This is a genomic window from Streptomyces griseocarneus (genome assembly GCF_014655595.1).
Classification (GTDB): domain Bacteria; phylum Actinomycetota; class Actinomycetes; order Streptomycetales; family Streptomycetaceae; genus Streptomyces; species Streptomyces griseocarneus.
Genome location: NZ_BNBL01000004.1, coordinates 94,542 through 112,500, shown reverse-complemented (window position 1 = coordinate 112,500; position 17,959 = coordinate 94,542). Strand labels below are relative to the sequence as shown.

Below are 17,959 nucleotides of genomic sequence, written 5' to 3'. Positions count from 1 at the left end.
CCGGTGATCTGTGTCGCGAAGGCAAGCCTTGCTCCGTGCTGTGCGATCGCGACTGCCAGTAAGACCTACATAAAAGTTGAGTGGGCCCGACTCAGGTCTGTTGACAGGTTTGCGGGGGGTGTTGCACCCTTGAGTCTGTTCCACTCAAGTCAGCTGGAGGAATCGACATGGCACGTGCGGTCGGCATCGACCTGGGTACGACGAACTCCGTCGTCAGTGTTCTCGAAGGCGGTGAGCCCACCGTCATCACCAACGCCGAGGGCGCCAGGACCACGCCGTCCGTCGTCGCCTTCGCGAAGAACGGCGAGGTGCTGGTCGGCGAGGTCGCCAAGCGCCAGGCCGTCACCAACGTCGATCGGACGATCCGCTCGGTCAAGCGCCACATGGGCACTGACTGGAAGATCAACATCGATGGCAAGGACTTCAACCCGCAGCAGATGAGCGCCTTCATCCTGCAGAAGCTCAAGCGGGATGCCGAGGCCTACCTGGGCGAGAAGGTCGTCGACGCGGTCATCACCGTCCCGGCGTACTTCAACGACTCCGAGCGCCAGGCCACCAAGGAGGCCGGTGAGATCGCGGGTCTGAACGTCCTGCGCATCGTCAACGAGCCCACCGCGGCCGCCCTGGCCTACGGCCTCGACAAGGACGACCAGACCATTCTGGTCTTCGACCTCGGTGGCGGCACCTTCGACGTCTCGCTGCTCGAGATCGGCGACGGCGTCGTCGAGGTCAAGGCGACCAACGGCGACAACCACCTCGGTGGTGACGACTGGGACCAGCGTGTCGTCGACTACCTGGTCAAGCAGTTCGCCAACGGCCACGGCGTCGACCTGTCCAAGGACAAGATGGCGCTGCAGCGTCTGCGCGAGGCCGCCGAGAAGGCGAAGATCGAGCTGTCCTCGTCCACCGAGACCTCGATCAACCTGCCGTACATCACGGCGTCCGCCGAGGGCCCGCTGCACCTGGACGAGAAGCTCACCCGCGCCCAGTTCCAGCAGCTGACCGCGGACCTGCTCGACCGCTGCAAGACCCCGTTCCACAACGTCATCAAGGACGCCGGCATCAGCCTGTCCGAGATCGACCACGTGGTCCTGGTCGGCGGTTCCACCCGCATGCCCGCCGTCGCCGAGCTCGTCAAGGAGCTGACCGGCGGCAAGGAGGCCAACAAGGGTGTGAACCCGGACGAGGTCGTCGCCATCGGCGCCTCGCTCCAGGCCGGTGTCCTCAAGGGTGAGGTCAAGGACGTCCTGCTCCTCGACGTGACCCCGCTGTCCCTCGGCATCGAGACCAAGGGCGGCATCATGACCAAGCTGATCGAGCGCAACACCACGATCCCGACCAAGCGCTCCGAGATCTTCACGACGGCCGAGGACAACCAGCCGTCCGTGCAGATCCAGGTCTACCAGGGCGAGCGCGAGATCGCGGCGTACAACAAGAAGCTCGGCATGTTCGAGCTGACCGGCCTGCCGCCGGCCCCGCGTGGCGTCCCGCAGATCGAGGTCTCCTTCGACATCGACGCCAACGGCATCATGCACGTGACCGCGAAGGACCTGGGCACGGGCAAGGAGCAGAAGATGACCGTCACCGGCGGCTCTTCGCTCGCCAAGGACGAGGTCGACCGCATGCGCCAGGAGGCCGAGCAGTACGCGGAGGAGGACCACCGCCGCCGCGAGGCCGCCGAGACCCGCAACCAGGGCGAGCAGCTCGTCTACCAGACCGAGAAGTTCCTCAAGGACAACGAGGACAAGGTCCCCGGCGAGGTCAAGACCGAGGTCGAGACGGCCCTCACCGAGCTGAAGGAGAAGCTCAAGGGCGAGGACACGGCCGAGATCCGCACCGCGACCGAGAAGGTCGCCGCGGTCAGCCAGAAGCTCGGCCAGGCCATGTACGCCGACGCCCAGGCCGCGCAGGGCGCCGCCGGTGCCGCCGACGCCGGTGCGGGTGCCCCCAAGGCCGAGGACGACGTCGTCGACGCCGAGATCGTGGACGACGAGAAGCCGAAGGGCGGTGCGTCGGCGTGACGGAGGAGACCCCGGGCTTCAACGAGAACGAGAAGCCTGAAGGCCCCTCCGACGCCACGACCCCCGATGACGCGGCGCAGGCCGCCGGATCCGCCGACAAGGCGGGTCCGGCCGGCCCGGCCGCGCCCGGCGAAGAGCTGGTCGAGGTAGGCCTCCAGGCACAGCTGGACCAGGCCCAGGCCGCGCTCAACGAGCGCACCGCGGACCTCCAGCGGCTCCAGGCCGAGTATCAGAACTACCGTCGCCGAGTGGAGCGGGACCGGGTCACGGTCAAGGAGATCGCCGTCGCGAACCTCCTGTCCGAGCTCCTCCCCACGCTCGACGACATCGGTCGCGCCCGTGACCACGGCGAGCTCGTCGGCGGCTTCAAGTCCGTCGCCGAGTCGCTGGAGACGGTCGTGTCCAAGATGGGCCTGCAGCAGTTCGGCAAGGAGGGCGAGCCCTTCGACCCGCTGGTGCACGAGGCCCTGATGCACAGCTACGCGCCCGACGTCACCGAGACCACCTGCGTGCAGATCCTGCAGCCGGGGTACCGGATCGGCGAGCGCACGATCCGCCCCGCGCGGGTCGCGGTCGCCGAGCCGCAGCCGGGCGCGAGCCCCAAGGGCGACGAGGCGTCGGACGAGGAGAGCGGTGGCCCGGAAGAGGGCTGACGCCCTGGGTGACGGGAAGGAGGGACGTCGGGGATGAGCCTGAGCAGGGACTTGCTGGAGAAGGACCTCTACAAGGTCCTCGGCGTCCCCAAGGACGCCACCGAATCGGAGATCAAGAAGGCGTACCGGAAGCTCGCCCGCGAGTACCACCCGGACGCCAACAAGGGTGACTCCTCGGCCGAGGAGCGCTTCAAGGAGATCTCCGAGGCGAACGACGTCCTCGCCGACGCCAAGCGCCGCAAGGAGTACGACGAGGCGCGCGCCCTGTTCGCGAACGGCGGCTTCCGCCCCGGTCCGGGCGGCGGCGGCTCGTTCAACTTCGACCTGGGCGACCTCTTCGGGGGCGCCCAGGGCGGCGGCGGTGCCGGCGGCTTCGGCGGCGGGCTGGGTGATGTGTTCGGCGGCCTGTTCAACCGGGGCGGCACGGGCACGCGCACCCAGCCGCGCCGTGGCCAGGACATCGAGTCCGAGGTGACGCTCAACTTCACCGAGGCGGTGGAGGGGGCCACGGTCCCGCTGCGGATGTCCTCCGCGGCGGCGTGCAAGGCCTGTTCGGGCACCGGCGACAAGAACGGCACGCCCAGGGTCTGCCCGACCTGCGTCGGCACCGGCCAGGTGTCGCGCGGCTCGGGCGGCGGCTTCTCGCTGACCGACCCCTGCCCGGACTGCAAGGGCCGCGGGCTGACCCCCGAGAACCCCTGCGACGTCTGCCACGGCAGCGGGCGCGCCAAGTCCTCCCGCACGATGCAGGTCCGCATCCCCGCCGGTGTCTCCGACGGCCAGCGGATCCGGCTGCGGGGCAAGGGCGCGCCGGGCGAGCGCGGCGGCCCGAACGGCGACCTCTACGTCGTCGTCCACGTCGGCACCCACCCGGTCTTCGGGCGCAAGGACGACAACCTCACCATCACCGTGCCCGTCACCTTCGTGGAGGCGGCGCTGGGCGGCGAGGTCAAGGTCCCCACGCTCGGCGGCCCTCCGGTGACCCTGAAGCTGCCCGCGGGCACGCCCAACGGCCGTACGATGCGCGCCCGTGGCAAGGGCGCGGTGCGCAAGGACGGCACCCGCGGCGACCTCCTGGTCACCGTCGAGGTCGCCGTGCCCAAGGACCTCGGCGACAAGGCCAGGGAAGCCCTGGAGTCCTACCGCGAGGCCACCTCGGGCGAGGATCCGCGAGCGGAGTTGTTCCAGGCCTCGAAGGGAGCGTGACCCATGGAAGGTGTCGGCCGCCGACGAAACCCCTATGAGCTGACCGACGAGTCGCCGGTCTACGTCATCTCCGTCGCCGCTCAGCTCTCGGGTCTGCATCCGCAGACGCTGCGGCAGTACGACCGTCTCGGCCTGGTCTCCCCCGACCGCACGGCCGGGCGTGGCCGACGCTATTCCGCGCGCGACATCGAGCTGCTGCGGCAGGTCCAGCAGCTGAGCCAGGACGAGGGCATCAACCTGGCCGGCATCAAGCGCATCATCGAGCTGGAGAACCAGGTGGCCGCGCTCAAGGCGCGCATCGCCGAGCTCCAGTCGACGGTCGAGGGCGCCGCCACGGCCATGCGGCAGGCCGAGGCCGCGGTGCACGCCTCCTACCGCCGCGACCTGGTGCCGTACCAGGACGTGCAGCAGGCCGGCGCGCTGGTCGTCTGGCGTCCGCGGCGGGACCCGCGGGATCACCGGGAACGCTGAGCGAGCAGCGAACAGCGAACAGCAAAAAGGGCCGGGAGAGCGCATCGCTCTCCCGGTTCTTTGCTTTCCCGGGGTGATGACGGGCTTCCCGGGTGATGACGGTTGATTACGGAGAGTTATCCACAGGCCTGGTGTGGTGACGCCGGGCCCGGGACACTCGGACCATGACGGGGGACAGGGCTTCATTGCGGGCCCGGGCCGATGCCCAGGGCGGGGTGGTGCTCACGGCGCAGGCGCTGGCCGAGGGGTGGACGCGGGGCCGGCTGGGCCGGTTCCTGACGGCCGGGGGATGGACGCGGGTCCGGCCCGGGGCGTGGCTCGTGCCGGGGAGGGAGGCGGGGCCGGCGGAGCTGCTGTGGACGCATCAGCTGCTGCGGCCGGAGCTGGTGGTGAGCCACTGGTCGGCGGCGATGCTGCACGGCGTCGAGACCGGCCCGCCGGGCGAGCGCCCCGACTTCATCTGCCCCGCCGCCGCGGCCCTCAAAGGGGCCACGCTGCACAGACTGCCGCTCGCACCGGGCGACGTGACCGTCGTGGCCGGGCTGAGGGCGACCACCGTGGCCCGGACGATGGCGGATCTGCTGCGGGCGCGCCCGCGGGACGACGCTCTGGTGGCCGTCGACTCGGCCCTGAGCTGGCGGCACGGCCGTGGGTCCGGGCCGCCGGGCTCGCGCGGACGGCCGTTGACCACGCTCGACGACATCGGCCGCGCCCTGATCCGGTCCCCGTCCCTGCGCGGTGCCCGGGCCGCCGCCTGGTGGCTGGCCATGGCCGACCCCCGCTCGGGCTCACCCGCCGAGACGCTCGCCCGGCTGCGGATGAACGACGCCGGGCTCCATCCCGAGACGCAGGCCGTGCTGGTGGTCCCGGCGACGGGCCGGCGGGTCTGTCCCGACTTCCTCTTCCGGCGGCAGGGCCTGGCCGTGGAGACCGAGGGGTACGCCTGGCACGGCAGCAGGGCGCAGCACCAGCGCGACGCCATACGGTTCAACGCGCTGGCGGCCTGCCCGGAGGTGCGACGCATCCTGCGGTTCACCACGGCCGACGTCCGCGACCGCCCGGCCATGATGATCCGAGACATCCGCGATGCGCTGGGCTGACGCCCCGGGGCTTCAGCCCCGGCCCATCGCCCGGGTGACCGTGATCTCGATGACCACGCGCTCGGGGTTGGGGCGCGGGACGCGTTCGTAGCGCTCGGCGTAGCGGGCGACGGCGTCGGCGACGGCCTCGGCCTCGGTGCGGACGACGGCGCGGCCCTCGAGGGTGGCCCAGCGCCTGCCCTCGAGCTGGCAGACGGCCACGCGGGCGCCGTCGGGGCCGGCGGCCAGGACGTTGAGGGCCTTGCGGCTGTTCTTGCCGGTGATGACGCGGGCGATCCGGGCCTCGGGGTCGAAGGTGACGCCGACGGGGACGACGTGCGGCGAGCCGTCCGGTCGGGGGGTGGTGAGGGTGCAGATGTGCCGCTCGCGCCAGAAGGCGAGGTAGGCGGGGTCGAGGTCGCGGAGGTCCAGGGCCATGGGGAGAAGCCTAGGCGGCCGGGGGCCGGGCCGGGGGCGGTCGGGGTCGCGGGTTCGGGGTGGGGCGGCTTCACTCACAAGTGGGGCATTTCGCCGTGACCGTCTACCGGAGACAAGGTTGAGTGGAATAGACTCAACTTATCGCACGCTGATTCAATCAGGCTGATGCGAGCAGGACCGCATCGAGCAGGACTGCGACACCGCAGGCGAGCACGAGCCACAAGGAGGAGCGCGAAGCCGTGGATGCCGAGCTGACCAACAAGAGCCGCGAGGCGCTCAGCGCCGCGAACGACCGGGCCGTGTCGGCGGGCAACGCCGACCTGACGCCCGCGCATCTGCTGCTGGCGCTGCTGGCCGGCCGGGACAACGAGAACGTGATGGACCTGCTGGCCGCCGTGGAGGCCGATGCCGCCGCCCTGCGCTCGGGCGCCGAGCGGCTGCTCGCCGCGCTGCCCAGCGTCCAGGGGTCCACCGTGGCCCCGCCGCAGCCCAACCGCGAGCTGCTGGCCGCCCTGGCGGACGCCTCGGAGCGGGCGCGCGACCTGGGCGACGAGTACGTCTCCACCGAGCACCTGCTGATCGGGCTCGCCGCCAAGGGCGGCCGGACCGGCGAGCTGCTGGCCGACCAGGGGGCCCCGGCCCGGAAGCTGCTGCAGGCCTTCGAGACCGCGCGCGCCGGGCAGCGCGTGACCTCGCCGGATCCGGAGGGCACGTACAAGGCGCTGGAGAAGTTCGGTACGGACTTCACCGCCGCCGCCCGGGAGGGCAGGCTCGACCCCGTCATCGGGCGGGACCACGAGATCCGCCGCGTCGTGCAGGTCCTCTCGCGGCGCACGAAGAACAACCCCGTGCTCATCGGCGAGCCGGGCGTCGGCAAGACCGCCGTCGTCGAGGGGCTCGCGCAGCGGATAGTGAAGGGCGACGTCCCCGAGTCCCTGAAGAACAAGCGCCTGGTCGCGCTGGACCTGGGGGCGATGGTCGCGGGCGCGAAGTACCGCGGCGAGTTCGAGGAGCGGCTCAAGACCGTCCTGGCCGAGATCAAGGCCAGCGACGGGCAGATCATCACCTTCATCGACGAGCTGCACACCGTCGTCGGGGCCGGTGCCGGCGGCGACTCCGCCATGGACGCGGGGAACATGCTCAAGCCCATGCTGGCGCGCGGCGAGCTGCGCATGGTCGGCGCGACCACCCTCGACGAGTACCGCGAGCGGATCGAGAAGGACCCCGCCCTCGAGCGCCGCTTCCAGCAGGTGCTGGTCGCCGAGCCGTCCGTGGAGGACTCGATCGCCATCCTGCGCGGTCTCAAGGGCCGCTACGAGGCCCACCACAAGGTGCAGATCGCCGACTCCGCGCTGGTCGCGGCCGCCACGCTGTCCGACCGGTACATCACCTCCCGCTTCCTGCCCGACAAGGCCATCGACCTCGTCGACGAGGCCGCCTCCCGGCTGCGCATGGAGATCGACTCCTCGCCCGTCGAGATCGACGAGCTGCAGCGCGCCGTGGACCGGCTGAAGATGGAGGAGCTCGCGCTGCGCAACGAGTCCGACGAGGCCAGCAAGGAGCGGCTCGCCAAGCTGCGCCGCGACCTGGCCGACAAGGAGGAGGAGCTGCGCGGCCTGACCGCCCGCTGGGAGAAGGAGAAGCAGTCCCTCAACCGCGTCGGCGAGCTCAAGGAGCGCCTCGACGACCTGAAGGTGCAGGCCGAGCGCGCCCAGCGCGACGGCGACTTCGACACCGCCTCCAAGCTGCTCTACGGCGAGATCCCGGCCGTGGAGCGCGAGCTGGCGGAGGCCGCCGAGGCGGAGGCCGAGGCCGAGCAGGAGGCCGCGGCCAAGGACCTCATGGTCAAGGAGGAGGTCGGCCCGGACGACATCGCCGACGTCGTCGCCTCCTGGACCGGCATCCCGGCCGGCCGCCTGCTGGAGGGCGAGACCCAGAAGCTGCTGCGCATGGAGGACGAGCTCGGCAAGCGGCTGATCGGCCAGGCCGAGGCGGTGCGGGCCGTCTCGGACGCCGTGCGGCGTTCCCGGGCCGGCATCGCCGACCCCGACCGCCCCACCGGCTCCTTCCTCTTCCTCGGCCCGACGGGCGTCGGCAAGACCGAGCTGGCCAAGGCGCTCGCCGACTTCCTCTTCGACGACGAGCGGGCGATGGTCCGCATCGACATGAGCGAGTACGGCGAGAAGCACTCCGTCGCCCGGCTGGTCGGCGCGCCCCCCGGCTACGTCGGCTACGAGGAGGGCGGCCAGCTGACCGAGGCCGTGCGCCGGCGCCCGTACAGCGTGGTGCTGCTGGACGAGGTGGAGAAGGCCCACCACGAGGTCTTCGACATCCTGCTGCAGGTGCTCGACGACGGCCGGCTCACGGACGGCCAGGGCCGCACGGTGGACTTCCGCAACACCATCCTCATCCTCACCTCCAACCTCGGCTCCATGTTCCTGATGGACCCGCTGCTGAAGGAGGAGCAGAAGAAGGAGAGGGTGCTGGAGACGGTCCGGTCCTCCTTCCGCCCCGAGTTCCTCAACCGCCTCGACGACATGGTGGTCTTCCACCCGCTCGGCACGGATCAGCTGGAGCGGATCGCCCAGATCCAGATCGGCCACCTGCAGCGCCGCCTGGCCGACCGCCGGCTGACGCTCGAGGTCAGTGACGACGCGCTGCGCTGGCTCGCCACGCTGGGGCACGCGCCGCAGGCGGAGGGTGGCGAGGCGCCGGACCTCACCTACGGTGCCCGTCCGCTGCGCCGCCTGGTCCAGACCGCCATCGGCGACCAGCTCGCCCGCGCCATCCTGGCGGGCGACGTCCGGGACGGTGACACGGTCCGCGTCGAGGTCGCCGAGGGACACGGGGCGCTCACCGTTTCGCCTGCTCGCGAGGGTGCCGCCGGGAAATAGGTGCGACAACAGGCCGGGCGGGGGTTGCCAGCTCCCGCCCGGGATGGGGGAGGATGGCGTCAGACCGTACGAAGGGACTAACACGGTGAGCATCGACCCGTCCTCGATTCCGAATTTCGGGGGCCAGCCCGAACCGCAGCCTGAGGCGGGCCCGACAGGCCCCGTCATCCCCGACCAGGACCTGGTCAAGCAGCTCCTCGAGCAGATGGAGCTGAAGTACGTGGTGGACGACGAGGGTGACCTCGCCGCGCCGTGGGAGCAGTTCCGGACGTACTTCATGTTCCGCGGCGAGGAGGAGCAGCAGGTCTTCTCCGTGCGCACGTTCTACGACCGTCCGCACGGCATCGAGGAGAAGTCCAAGCTCCTCGAGGTCATCGACGACTGGAACCGTCGCACGCTGTGGCCGAAGGTCTACACCCACACCCACGACGACGGCACCGTCCGCATGATCGGTGAGGCGCAGATGCTGATCGGCGTCGGCGTCGCGCTGGAGCACTTCGTCTCCAGCACCGTCAGCTGGGTGCGGGCCTCGATCGAGTTCGACAAGTGGCTCGTCGAGCAGCTCGGCCTGGAGGCCGACGTCGAGTCCGACGACGACAAGCCGGACGACGAGGCGTAGACCCGCTCGCGGCTTCCCCCGGGACCGCGTGTCACATCGGGACCCTGGCCACTGCCAGCAGGTAGGTCCCGTAGAAGAACGAGAGCCCGGCCAGCGCGCCCGCCGTCACGGCGACGGTGCGTGGCCGGGCTTTGGCCATGGCCACGGCGGCCGGCAGCAGCAGCGGGAAGGCCGGCAGCAGGAAGCGCGGCTTGGAGGCGAAGTAGCTGGAGCCGCCGACCGCGATGACGGTCAGCACGAGCACGTACACCAGCAGGGCGGCCGGCGGCCGGTCCAGGGCGAGGAAGACCAGCGCGACGAGGGCGGCGCCCAGGATCGCCAGCGTGACGTAGTACGCCATGTAGTCCTTCGCGACGATCAGGTGCCGGGCGAAGAGGAACGCGTCCCGCCCGAAGTCGAAGCGCGAGCCCCACAGCCGCTGCACCTCGAAGTAGCCGAGCGGACCGCCGCCGGAGCGGAGCCCGGCCCACAGCACGTACCCGGCCCAGCCCAGCGGCGCCGTCGCGGCACCCGCCCACACCCGCCAGTCACCGCGCGAGCGCCGGTCGCGCCACAGCGCGAGGACGGCCGCGCAGCAGACGGCCGCCGCCACGGCGATCGCATTGGGCCGGGAGAGCCCCGCCAGCAGGGCCAGCGCCCCCGCGCACAGCCACCGCCCGCTGATCACCGCGTACAGCGCCCATGCCGCGAGCGCCGTCATCAGGGACTCGGTGTAGGCCATGGTCTGCACGATCGCGTGCGGCAGCAGCGCCCACAGCAGCACCAGCAGCGCCCCCACCCGCCGTCCGTGCAGCCGCTCGCCGACCGCGTAGATGCCCCAGGCCGCCGCTCCGGCCGCCGCCCACGCCACGAGCAGCCCGGCGCTGACGATCGTCAGCGGCAGCACGGTCGCCACGGCCCGCACCAGTCCGGGGTAGAGCGGGAAGAAGGCCAGGTCGTTGTAGAAGACGTCGCGCGAGGTGGGGGAGGGCACGATCAGCCCGTAGCCGTCGCGCGCGATGCCGGCGTACCAGATGCCGTCCCAGAGGTGGCCGAGCAGCGTGCGCGGATGCTTGCCCACCCACCACGCCCACGCCGCCATCACCGTCATGCCCGCCAGCCGGACGGTGGCGTACAGCCCGAGCGCGGGCAGCGCCCGGCGCAGCGCCTCGCGCACCCGGTCCGTGCGGTCGGCGCGGCGGCGGTCGCGGGCGGTGCGGCGCTGGCCGGGGGCCCGGGCGGGCGCTGCGACGCGGTGAACGGTGGGGCCGGCGGCGGACACGGGGGCACCTCCGGTGCGGGCGCTGCGGAAAGTGGAGGCATGCCGACGGCAGTGGCGTTCGGCATCCCGGCGGCATACCGACCATGCGGCCCGTGCCTCGCGCGCGCGACCTGCAGCGCCCGTAAGCGGTGCACCTTCCACCCGCTCGGCCGCACGCAGGGGTGTCGCGCGTGAGGTGAAGACGCGTCGTGTGCTGTGCCGCCCGGGGCGTTCTGCCTAGGGTGAGGACGATCAGCGGAGCCGATGAGGACCGAGGGGAGCGGGATCGGGGATGGCCGAGAACGTCGAGATCACGGTGGGTGCGCGGGGCGCGGACTGGAGTCCGGCGGCGCGGGTGCGGGGCCTGGGGACGTCCGTCTTCACGGAGATGACGGAACTGGCCCGCAGCACGGGGGCGGTCAACCTGGGCCAGGGCGTGCCCGAGCTGAGCGCGCCCGAGGCGCTGCTGCGGGACGTCGCGGAGACGGTGCTCGCGGGCGGCAACCAGTACCCGCCCGCCCATGGCTTCCCGTCGCTGCGGGAGGCCGTCGCCGCGCACCAGCGCCGGCGCTACGGGCTGGAGTACGACCCGCAGGGGGAGGTGCTGGTCACCACGGGCGCGACGGAGGCCCTGGCGGCGGCGCTGCTGGGGCTGTGCGATCCGGGCGACGAGGTCATCGCCTTCGACCCCTGCTACGACGCCTACCCGGCGGGCGCGCGCTTCGCGGGCGCCCGGCTGGTGCCCGTACCGCTCGCGGAGGAGGACGACGGCTTCGTGCTCGACGCGGACGCGCTGCGCGCCGCGGTCACCCGGCGCACCCGCGTCCTGCTGCTCAACACCCCGCACAACCCCACCGGCAAGGTGTTCACCGCCGGGGAACTGGAGGCGGTCGCGGAGGTCTGCCGGGAGCACGACCTGACGGTGGTGACGGACGAGGTGTACGAGCACCTGGTCTACGACGGTGCCGGGCACCGGACGATCGCCGCGCTGCCGGGGATGCGCGAGCGGACGCTGACGATCTCCTCGGCCGGCAAGACCTTCAACGTCACGGGCTGGAAGGTCGGCTGGGTGTGCGGCCCGGCCCGCCTGGTGGCGGCCGTGGCGGCGGCCAAGCAGTTCCTCACCTATGCCTCGGGCACGCCCTACCAGGAGGCGCTCGCGCGGGCGCTGGGAGGCGTGGAGGAGTGGGCGGCGGAGCTCAGGACGGCGCTGCGCCGCAACCGCGATCTGCTGAGCGAGGGGCTCGCGCGCGCAGGTCTGCGCCCCCTCCGCGCGGACGCCGGCTATTTCGTCCAGGCGGACATCCGCGCGTGGGGGCACGCGGACGGCGTGCGATTCTGCCGTGAACTCCCTTTGCGCGCCGGGGTGGTGGCCATTCCCACGTCCGCCTTCCAAATGCGCCCGGACGCCCCTTCCTATCTGGTGCGATTCTCCTTCTGCAAGCGCGAGAAGTCGGTGCTCGAGGCCGTGGAGAAGCTGGTAGCGGCTATGTGATCAGTGGGTTTGCAACTGGCTCATGCCAATTCGCATATGCGTCCGGCGGATTTCGACATCCGTCGGACGCCGGTGTGTTGAACATTTGAGCTGCATGGCCCTCGCTTGGATGGAAAGTTGCAGATGATGGGTAAAACTGCTGTGCACGCGGCTCATTCGTGATTCCCTCTCATTCAGAGCCACGTTGAGAGACAACTCCTCGGAATCGCCGGAATCCGGAATCCCACCCGCCGGAGCGGAACCAGGGGCCTCGAATGTGGGCATGAGCCGGCGCACCCGAAAGGAAATCTGGTCCTCCTCGGGGCGGGCCGGCCCACCCTCCACTGCTCGCTCGCGGAGCCGACCCATGCTCACCACCCTCAAGACCACCTACACCGATACCCGCGCCGCCGATCTCGCCTGGTGTCTGGGCAAGGAGCCCCTTCCCGCGCTGGCGGTGCTCGACCTCCACCTCGACGGCGCGGCCGTGCAGCTGCGCCTGCTGGGCGCCTCCCACCAGGTCATACTCGAAGAGGAGGGCGGCACCTGTTCGGAGACGGTCGCCTGCATAGCCGGCAGCAGTACCCCGCTCCCGCTGGGAGTCGCCCGGCGCGTCGGCGCCTGGGAGTACGAGTTCGCCGCCCGCGTCGAGACCCTCTCCAGATGCTCGTTCGCCGGGCGCGCCCAGGAGCTGCTGGCCCTGGTCGCGGAGCACCCCCAGGGCCTGGCCGGCACCTTCCCCGGCAGCCCCCACGCCTTCACCGCGCTGCTCGCCCAGCGCCACGACGGCCAGATCAGCTGGCGCACCTGGCACGCCTACCCCCAGGAGGGGAGGCTGGTGGCCACCCGGACCCGAGTGGGCGTGCGCATGGCCGCCCCGATCTGAGGTCATCCGGCGGCTCCCCCCGCCACCGCCGGGAGGCGGCGCTCCCGGCATTGAACCCGTGTGGGTGACAAAGGGGATGCCGGTTCGTGACGTAGCGTTCCCGCATGGTCCACCACCGCCCGGTACCAGCGCGGTTGCCCGTACCGGCCGGGCTCGGCCGCCTCCTCGTCCTGTCCACGGTCTTCGTCTGCGCCGCCTGCGGGCTGGTGTACGAGCTGGAACTGGTCGCCCTGGCCTCGTACTTGATCGGCGATTCCGTCACCCAGGCCTCCGTCGTCCTGTCGGTGATGGTCTTCGCCATGGGCGTCGGCTCCCTGCTCGCCAAGCGGCTGCGCGCCCGCGCGGCCGTCGGATTCGCGGCGGTCGAGGCGGTGCTGGCACTGACCGGCGGCCTGTCGGCCATGGCGCTGTACGCCTGCTTCGCCTGGTACGGCCAGGCCAGGCTCGCCCTGGTGGGCTTCTCGCTCGCCATCGGCGTGCTGATCGGGGCCGAGGTGCCGCTGCTGATGACCCTCATCCAGCGCATCCGCCGCCAGGACGCGGGCGGCGCGGTCGCGGACCTCTTCGCCGCCGACTACGTGGGCGCCCTGGTCGGAGGGCTCGCCTTCCCGTTCCTCCTGCTGCCCGTGCTGGGCCAGTTGACGGGCGCGCTGCTGACCGGCGCGGTGAACGCCGTCGCGGGCGGTGCGCTGGTGCTCTGGCTCTTCCGGGGCGACCTCAGCGCGCGGGCGCGCTGGGTGCTGATCACCGCGAACGCGCTGGTGCTGGTGCTGCTGGCCGTCTGCTCGGTGCTCACCGGGCCCTTCGAGCGGGCCGCGCGCAACGCCGTGTACGGAGCCGACGTCCGGGTGGCCGTGCAGTCGGAGGTGCAGGAGGTCGTCCTGACCGGCGGCGGCGTCAGCGGGCGGCCGCTGTCCCTCTTCCTGGACGGGCGGCTGCGCGTCAGCGGCGACGACGAGTACCGCTACCACGAGGCCCTGGTGCACCCCGCGATGGCGGGCCCCCACCGCAACGTCCTCGTCCTCGGCGGCGGCGACGGCCTCGCCGTGCGCGAGCTGCTGCGCTATCCGGACGTCGGCTCGGTGACCGTCGTCGAGCTCGACTCCGCGGTGCTGCGGCTGGCCCGCACGGACGCCGATCTCGTGGCGCTCAACCGCGGCGCCTACCGCGATCCGCGCGTCAGGGTCGTGGCCGCCGACGCGTTCGAGTGGCTGCGCGCCCCGCGCGGGGCCGCCGAGGGCCCGTACGACGTGGTGATCTCCGACCTGCCCGATCCCGGCGTGACGCCCAGCGCCAAGCTGTACTCCCAGGAGTTCTACGGACTGGTGACGCGGGTGCTCGCGCCCGGCGGCCGATTAGCCGTGCACGGGGGCGACCTCGACGCACGTCCGCGCGCCTTCTGGACCGTGGACGCCACGGTCCGTTCCGTGGGGCTGCGGAGCGAGCCCTACGAGGTGCGGGCGCCGGCCGCGCACGGTGAGCGCCGCCCCGGCTGGGGCTTCCTGCTCGCCGCCCGCTCGCCCCTGCGGCTGCGACTGCCCGCCGCCCACCCCGACCTGCCCTCCCTGACGCCCGAGACGCTGAGCGCCCAGGCCCACGAGGCCGCGCTGCGCAGGGAGACGGGACTGCTGCCGTCCACGTTGATGCACCCGCGCTACGCGGGGTGAGGCGGACCGGGCGGCGCCGGCCGCAGGGACGCCCGGAACGCTCCGGGGGCGAGGCCCGCGCGGTGCTGGAAGAACTTGGAGAAGTTCGCCGCGTCGTCGAAGCCCAGGCGGCCCGCGATCCGGGCGGCCGGCAGGTCGCTGTGCGCGAGCAGCCGCTTGGCCTCCAGCACCACCCGCTGGTCGATGAACTCCTTGGCCCCCGCCCCGGTCGCCGCCAGCGCGGCCCGGGAGAGGGTGCGGGAGGAGTAGCCGAGCGCACGGGCGTAGTCGGCGACCCGGCGGTGCGTGGCGAAGTCGCGCTCGACCGCCGCCCGGAAGCGCGGGAACGTGTCGTCGGCGGCGGGCGCCGGCCCCGCCGCGGCCGCGGTGTGCGCCAGGCGCAGCACCAGGACGGAGAACAGGTGCCGCAGGACGTCCGTGTGGATGCCCGGCGGGAGCGCGGCGCCGGTGCGGTAGTCGGTGGCCAGGTGGCGCACGGCGCAGAAGACGGCCTCCCTGTCGCCGCCCTCGGGCTGCCACAGCACCGGGCGGAAGGGGTCGTCGGCCGTGGCCGCGACGCTGCTGCCGGGCGGCAGGAAGCCGGGCTCGACGAGGACGACGGTGCCCTCGACGCCGGTGACGTCGTCGCCGAACTGCTGCACCTGGCCGGGGCGCACCCACAGCACGCGGCCGGCGCGGAGGGCGTGGGCGGTGAAGTCCACGGTGTGCGAGGCGGCGCCGGAGTCGATGGCGAGGATCTGGTGGAAGTCCAGCCGCTGGGGCCTGGTCAGCAGGCCGCCCGCGGCCCGCTCGCGGAGCTCGGCGAGCGTCATCACCTCGAGGCCGGCGGGGCTGCCGGGCGGGGGCTCGTAGGCGAGGTCGAGGATCTCGCCGGTGTCGCCGTCCGGGTCGTCGTGTCGTTTTCTCACCATGAGCAGGCGCGAGCCTACCTGGCCGCGGGGTGCCGGCCTGCCTAGCGTGGTCATTCGGCACAACAGCCGCTTCCGCAGTTCCCAAGGAGACCCCCATGGCCAAGATCGCTCTCTTCGGCGCCACCGGCACGATCGGCAGCCGCGTCCTGCGCGAGGCGCTGGACCGAGGCCACCAGGTCACGGCGGTCGTCCGTGACCCCGCCAAGGTCACCGAGCAGCACCCCAACCTCACGGTCACGACCGGTGACGTCCTCGACCCGGCGTCGGTCACCGAGGCCGCCCGCGGCCGGGACGTCGTGGTCAGCGCGGTGGGCGGCGGCGACGGCCCCGGTCACCTGGCGACCATCGAGCCGGCGGCGAAGGCGCTGGTGGCGGGCCTGCGCGCGCTCGGCGACGCGGCCCCGCGGCTGGTGGCGGTGGGCGGCGCGGGCTCGCTGCGCACGCCGGACGGCAAGCAGGTGTGGGACGCCGAGGGGCTGCCCGAGTTCCTGCTGCAGATCATGCACGCGCACGGTGACGCGCTGGACTTCTACCGCACGGTCTCCGACGTCCGCTGGACCAACATCAGCCCCGCCGGTCTCATCGAGCCCGGCGAGCGCACCGGCACCTACCGCACGGCGCTGGACGACCTCGTGGTGGACGCGGACGGCAAGAGCCGGATCTCCGCCGAGGACTACGCCGTGGCGCTCATCGACGAGATCGAGACGCCGAAGCACGTCGGAGAGCGCTTCACTGTCGGAGACTGACCGTCTTCGCACGGAAAGTTCGATCGGATTCGACCGGGGCGGTACCGGTACGGGGCCCGGTGGGTAGGCTCGCTTGCTATGGAGCACGAGGTGTTCGTTCCGTTTCCCGTGGAAGCGGTGCGGCGAGTTCTTTCCGACCCCGCGCGCGTCGCGCGCTGCGTTCCCGGCCTCCAGCAGGACGCCTCGGCCGGCGCCGCGCTCGCCGGCCGCCTGCGGCTGCGCATCGGCGGCTCGACGATCACCTACCGGGGAGCGCTCCGGCTCACCGAGCGGGACGGCTCGTACGAACTGTCCGGCGAGGGCACGGAGGCACGGGGCTCCGGCACGGTCACCCTCACGCTGAGCGCGATGCCGGAGGAGATGCCCGGCGGCACGCGGCTGACCTGCACGGGAACGGTGGGCGGCGCCGGGCGGCTCGCGGAGTTCGACGACAGGACCGCCGAGTCGGCGGCGCGGCGGCTGCTCGACCGGTTCGCCGCGGCCCTGGCCGAGGAACTGCGCGGCGACGTCGCCGCGGCGGCTCCGGAGGCGGTGCCGGCCGCCGTGGAGGCGGAGGACGCCCCGGAGTTCGAGGACGACGCCCTCGGCGACGAGGAGCCCCCGGCCGAGGCCGCCCATGCGCGCCGCACGATGATCGGACGCAGCGCGGAGGAGGTCGACCACGCGCCGCCGAGGGGCCGTTACGCCCCCGTCCCGGCACCGGAGACGGCCTCCGGCACGGCGGTCCTGCGCTGGGCCGCCCCGGCGGCGGCCATCGCCCTGGCGGGCGCCGTGGTCGTCACCCGGGCCCTGCGGCGCAAGCGCTGACGACGCGTCGGAATCGGTGGGTGCGTCCGGGCGCCAGGACATAGGGTCGAAGGGTGAGCGATGACGTACGCCTGAAGGCCGGGAACGCCGCGGTGACCCTGGATCCCGGCAACGGCTGCCGCCTGAGCAGCCTCAAGATCGACGGCACCGAACTCCTGCGCCAGGGAGAGAACTACGGTGCCTTCCCCATGGTCCCGTGGTGCGGCCGCATCGAGCTCGGCCGCTTCCGCGACGGCGCCGATACGCACCAGATGCCGGTCAACCACCCCCCGCACGCCATTCACGGAACCGGACGCGACACCGCCTGGCACACCGCCCGTGCGGAGGAGAGCGCCGCGGCGTTCACCTACGACCTCGCCGACCCCTGGCCGTACACCGGCCGCGTCACCCAGTTGGCCGAGCTGACGGAGAATTCCCTCACGCTCACCATGGGCATCGAGACCTACGACGACTCCTTCCCGGCGCAGGCCGGCTGGCACCCCTGGTTCCTGCGGAACCTCGGCACCGGCAAGGACGTGGAGATCGACTTCCTGCCCGCCTGGCAGGAGGAGCGCGGCGACGACCACCTCCCCACCGGCCGCCGCATCACTCCCCGGCCCGGCCCCTGGGACGACTGCTTCGGGATGCCCGACGGCGTGGACGTCACCCTGACCTGGCCCGGAGCCCTGGAGCTGAAGATCACCAGCCGCGCCGAGTGGGTCGTGGTCTACGACGAGCAGACCGAGGCGGTCTGCGTCGAGCCGCAGTCCGGCCCGCCCAACGGGCTGAACACCCACCCGCGCCTCGTCACGCCGATCGACCCCCTGGAGATCTCCACGACGTGGACCTGGCGGTCGCTGGCCTAAGC

16 protein-coding genes are annotated in these 17,959 nt (G+C 72.2%); 13 read left to right on the top strand and 3 right to left on the bottom strand.

The annotated features are described in order from the left end of the window. Positions 1–167 precede the first annotated feature (167 nt). From dnaK to IE295_RS11935, 5 genes are all read left to right on the top strand, one after another. The gene (gene dnaK / locus IE295_RS11955) at positions 168–2,021 is read left to right on the top strand and encodes a molecular chaperone DnaK (RefSeq protein WP_190063569.1); all 1,854 of its coding nucleotides are present in this window, start codon (positions 168–170) and stop codon (positions 2,019–2,021) included. Beyond that, positions 2,018–2,674, top strand: a complete 657-nt coding sequence (gene grpE / locus IE295_RS11950; RefSeq protein WP_190063568.1) for a nucleotide exchange factor GrpE — start codon at positions 2,018–2,020, stop codon at positions 2,672–2,674. The genes dnaK and grpE overlap by 4 nt, the downstream gene beginning before the upstream one ends. A 33-nt stretch (positions 2,675–2,707) precedes the next feature. Next, positions 2,708–3,880 carry a molecular chaperone DnaJ gene (gene dnaJ, locus IE295_RS11945; RefSeq protein WP_190063567.1) on the top strand — a complete coding sequence of 391 codons (1,173 nt, stop codon included), beginning with the start codon at positions 2,708–2,710 and terminating at the stop codon, positions 3,878–3,880. A 3-nt stretch (positions 3,881–3,883) separates the two neighbouring features. Then, positions 3,884–4,351 (top strand): heat shock protein transcriptional repressor HspR, encoded by a 468-nt coding sequence (locus tag IE295_RS11940; RefSeq protein WP_190063566.1) that lies wholly within the window; start codon positions 3,884–3,886, stop codon positions 4,349–4,351. 164 nt (positions 4,352–4,515) lie between these two features. Continuing rightward, positions 4,516–5,451 (top strand): type IV toxin-antitoxin system AbiEi family antitoxin domain-containing protein, encoded by a 936-nt coding sequence (locus IE295_RS11935; protein ID WP_190063565.1) that lies wholly within the window; start codon positions 4,516–4,518, stop codon positions 5,449–5,451. A 12-nt stretch (positions 5,452–5,463) separates the two neighbouring features. On the opposite strand, the gene IE295_RS11930 is transcribed toward IE295_RS11935, so the two are convergent. Next, positions 5,464–5,868, bottom strand: coding sequence for a pyridoxamine 5'-phosphate oxidase family protein (locus IE295_RS11930; RefSeq protein ID WP_190063564.1), 405 nt, complete (start codon positions 5,866–5,868; stop codon positions 5,464–5,466). 239 nt (positions 5,869–6,107) lie between these two features. On the opposite strand from IE295_RS11930, the gene clpB reads away from it, so the two are divergent. Continuing rightward, the gene (gene clpB, locus IE295_RS11925) at positions 6,108–8,762 is read left to right on the top strand and encodes an ATP-dependent chaperone ClpB (protein WP_190063563.1); all 2,655 of its coding nucleotides are present in this window, start codon (positions 6,108–6,110) and stop codon (positions 8,760–8,762) included. A gap of 85 nt (positions 8,763–8,847) precedes the next feature. Further along, complete coding sequence (locus tag IE295_RS11920; RefSeq protein ID WP_224322985.1) at positions 8,848–9,381, top strand: YbjN domain-containing protein; 534 nt, start codon at positions 8,848–8,850, stop codon at positions 9,379–9,381. 31 nt (positions 9,382–9,412) lie between these two features. Here the strand turns inward: IE295_RS11920 and IE295_RS11915 are convergent, their stop codons facing one another. Continuing rightward, the gene (locus IE295_RS11915) at positions 9,413–10,642 is read right to left on the bottom strand and encodes a putative hexosyltransferase (RefSeq protein WP_224322984.1); all 1,230 of its coding nucleotides are present in this window, start codon (positions 10,640–10,642) and stop codon (positions 9,413–9,415) included. A gap of 271 nt (positions 10,643–10,913) precedes the next feature. Here IE295_RS11915 and IE295_RS11910 point away from each other — a divergent pair, with 271 nt between their 5' ends. The 3 genes from IE295_RS11910 (at position 10,914) to IE295_RS11900 (ending at position 14,648) form a co-directional block, all read left to right on the top strand. Then, positions 10,914–12,116 (top strand): aminotransferase class I/II-fold pyridoxal phosphate-dependent enzyme, encoded by a 1,203-nt coding sequence (locus IE295_RS11910; protein WP_190063561.1) that lies wholly within the window; start codon positions 10,914–10,916, stop codon positions 12,114–12,116. A gap of 346 nt (positions 12,117–12,462) precedes the next feature. After that, positions 12,463–12,981, top strand: coding sequence for a DUF2617 family protein (locus IE295_RS11905; RefSeq protein ID WP_190063560.1), 519 nt, complete (start codon positions 12,463–12,465; stop codon positions 12,979–12,981). Between the two features lie 104 nt (positions 12,982–13,085). Next, the gene (locus tag IE295_RS11900; protein ID WP_190063559.1) at positions 13,086–14,648 is read left to right on the top strand and encodes a polyamine aminopropyltransferase; all 1,563 of its coding nucleotides are present in this window, start codon (positions 13,086–13,088) and stop codon (positions 14,646–14,648) included. Here IE295_RS11900 and IE295_RS11895 read toward each other — a convergent pair. After that, positions 14,636–15,559, bottom strand: coding sequence for a helix-turn-helix domain-containing protein (locus IE295_RS11895; RefSeq protein ID WP_190063558.1), 924 nt, complete (start codon positions 15,557–15,559; stop codon positions 14,636–14,638). The two genes, IE295_RS11900 and IE295_RS11895, sit on opposite strands and share 13 nt — an antisense overlap. 95 nt (positions 15,560–15,654) lie before the next feature. Here IE295_RS11895 and IE295_RS11890 point away from each other — a divergent pair, with 95 nt between their 5' ends. The 3 genes from IE295_RS11890 (at position 15,655) to IE295_RS11880 (ending at position 17,957) form a co-directional block, all read left to right on the top strand. After that, on the top strand, positions 15,655–16,305 hold the full coding sequence (locus IE295_RS11890; protein ID WP_190063557.1) for an NAD(P)-dependent oxidoreductase: 651 nt from the start codon (positions 15,655–15,657) through the stop codon (positions 16,303–16,305). A gap of 78 nt (positions 16,306–16,383) precedes the next feature. After that, the gene (locus IE295_RS11885; RefSeq protein ID WP_190063556.1) at positions 16,384–17,112 is read left to right on the top strand and encodes an SRPBCC domain-containing protein; all 729 of its coding nucleotides are present in this window, start codon (positions 16,384–16,386) and stop codon (positions 17,110–17,112) included. 53 nt (positions 17,113–17,165) lie between these two features. Continuing rightward, the gene (locus tag IE295_RS11880; RefSeq protein WP_190063555.1) at positions 17,166–17,957 is read left to right on the top strand and encodes an aldose epimerase family protein; all 792 of its coding nucleotides are present in this window, start codon (positions 17,166–17,168) and stop codon (positions 17,955–17,957) included. Positions 17,958–17,959 lie beyond the last annotated feature (2 nt).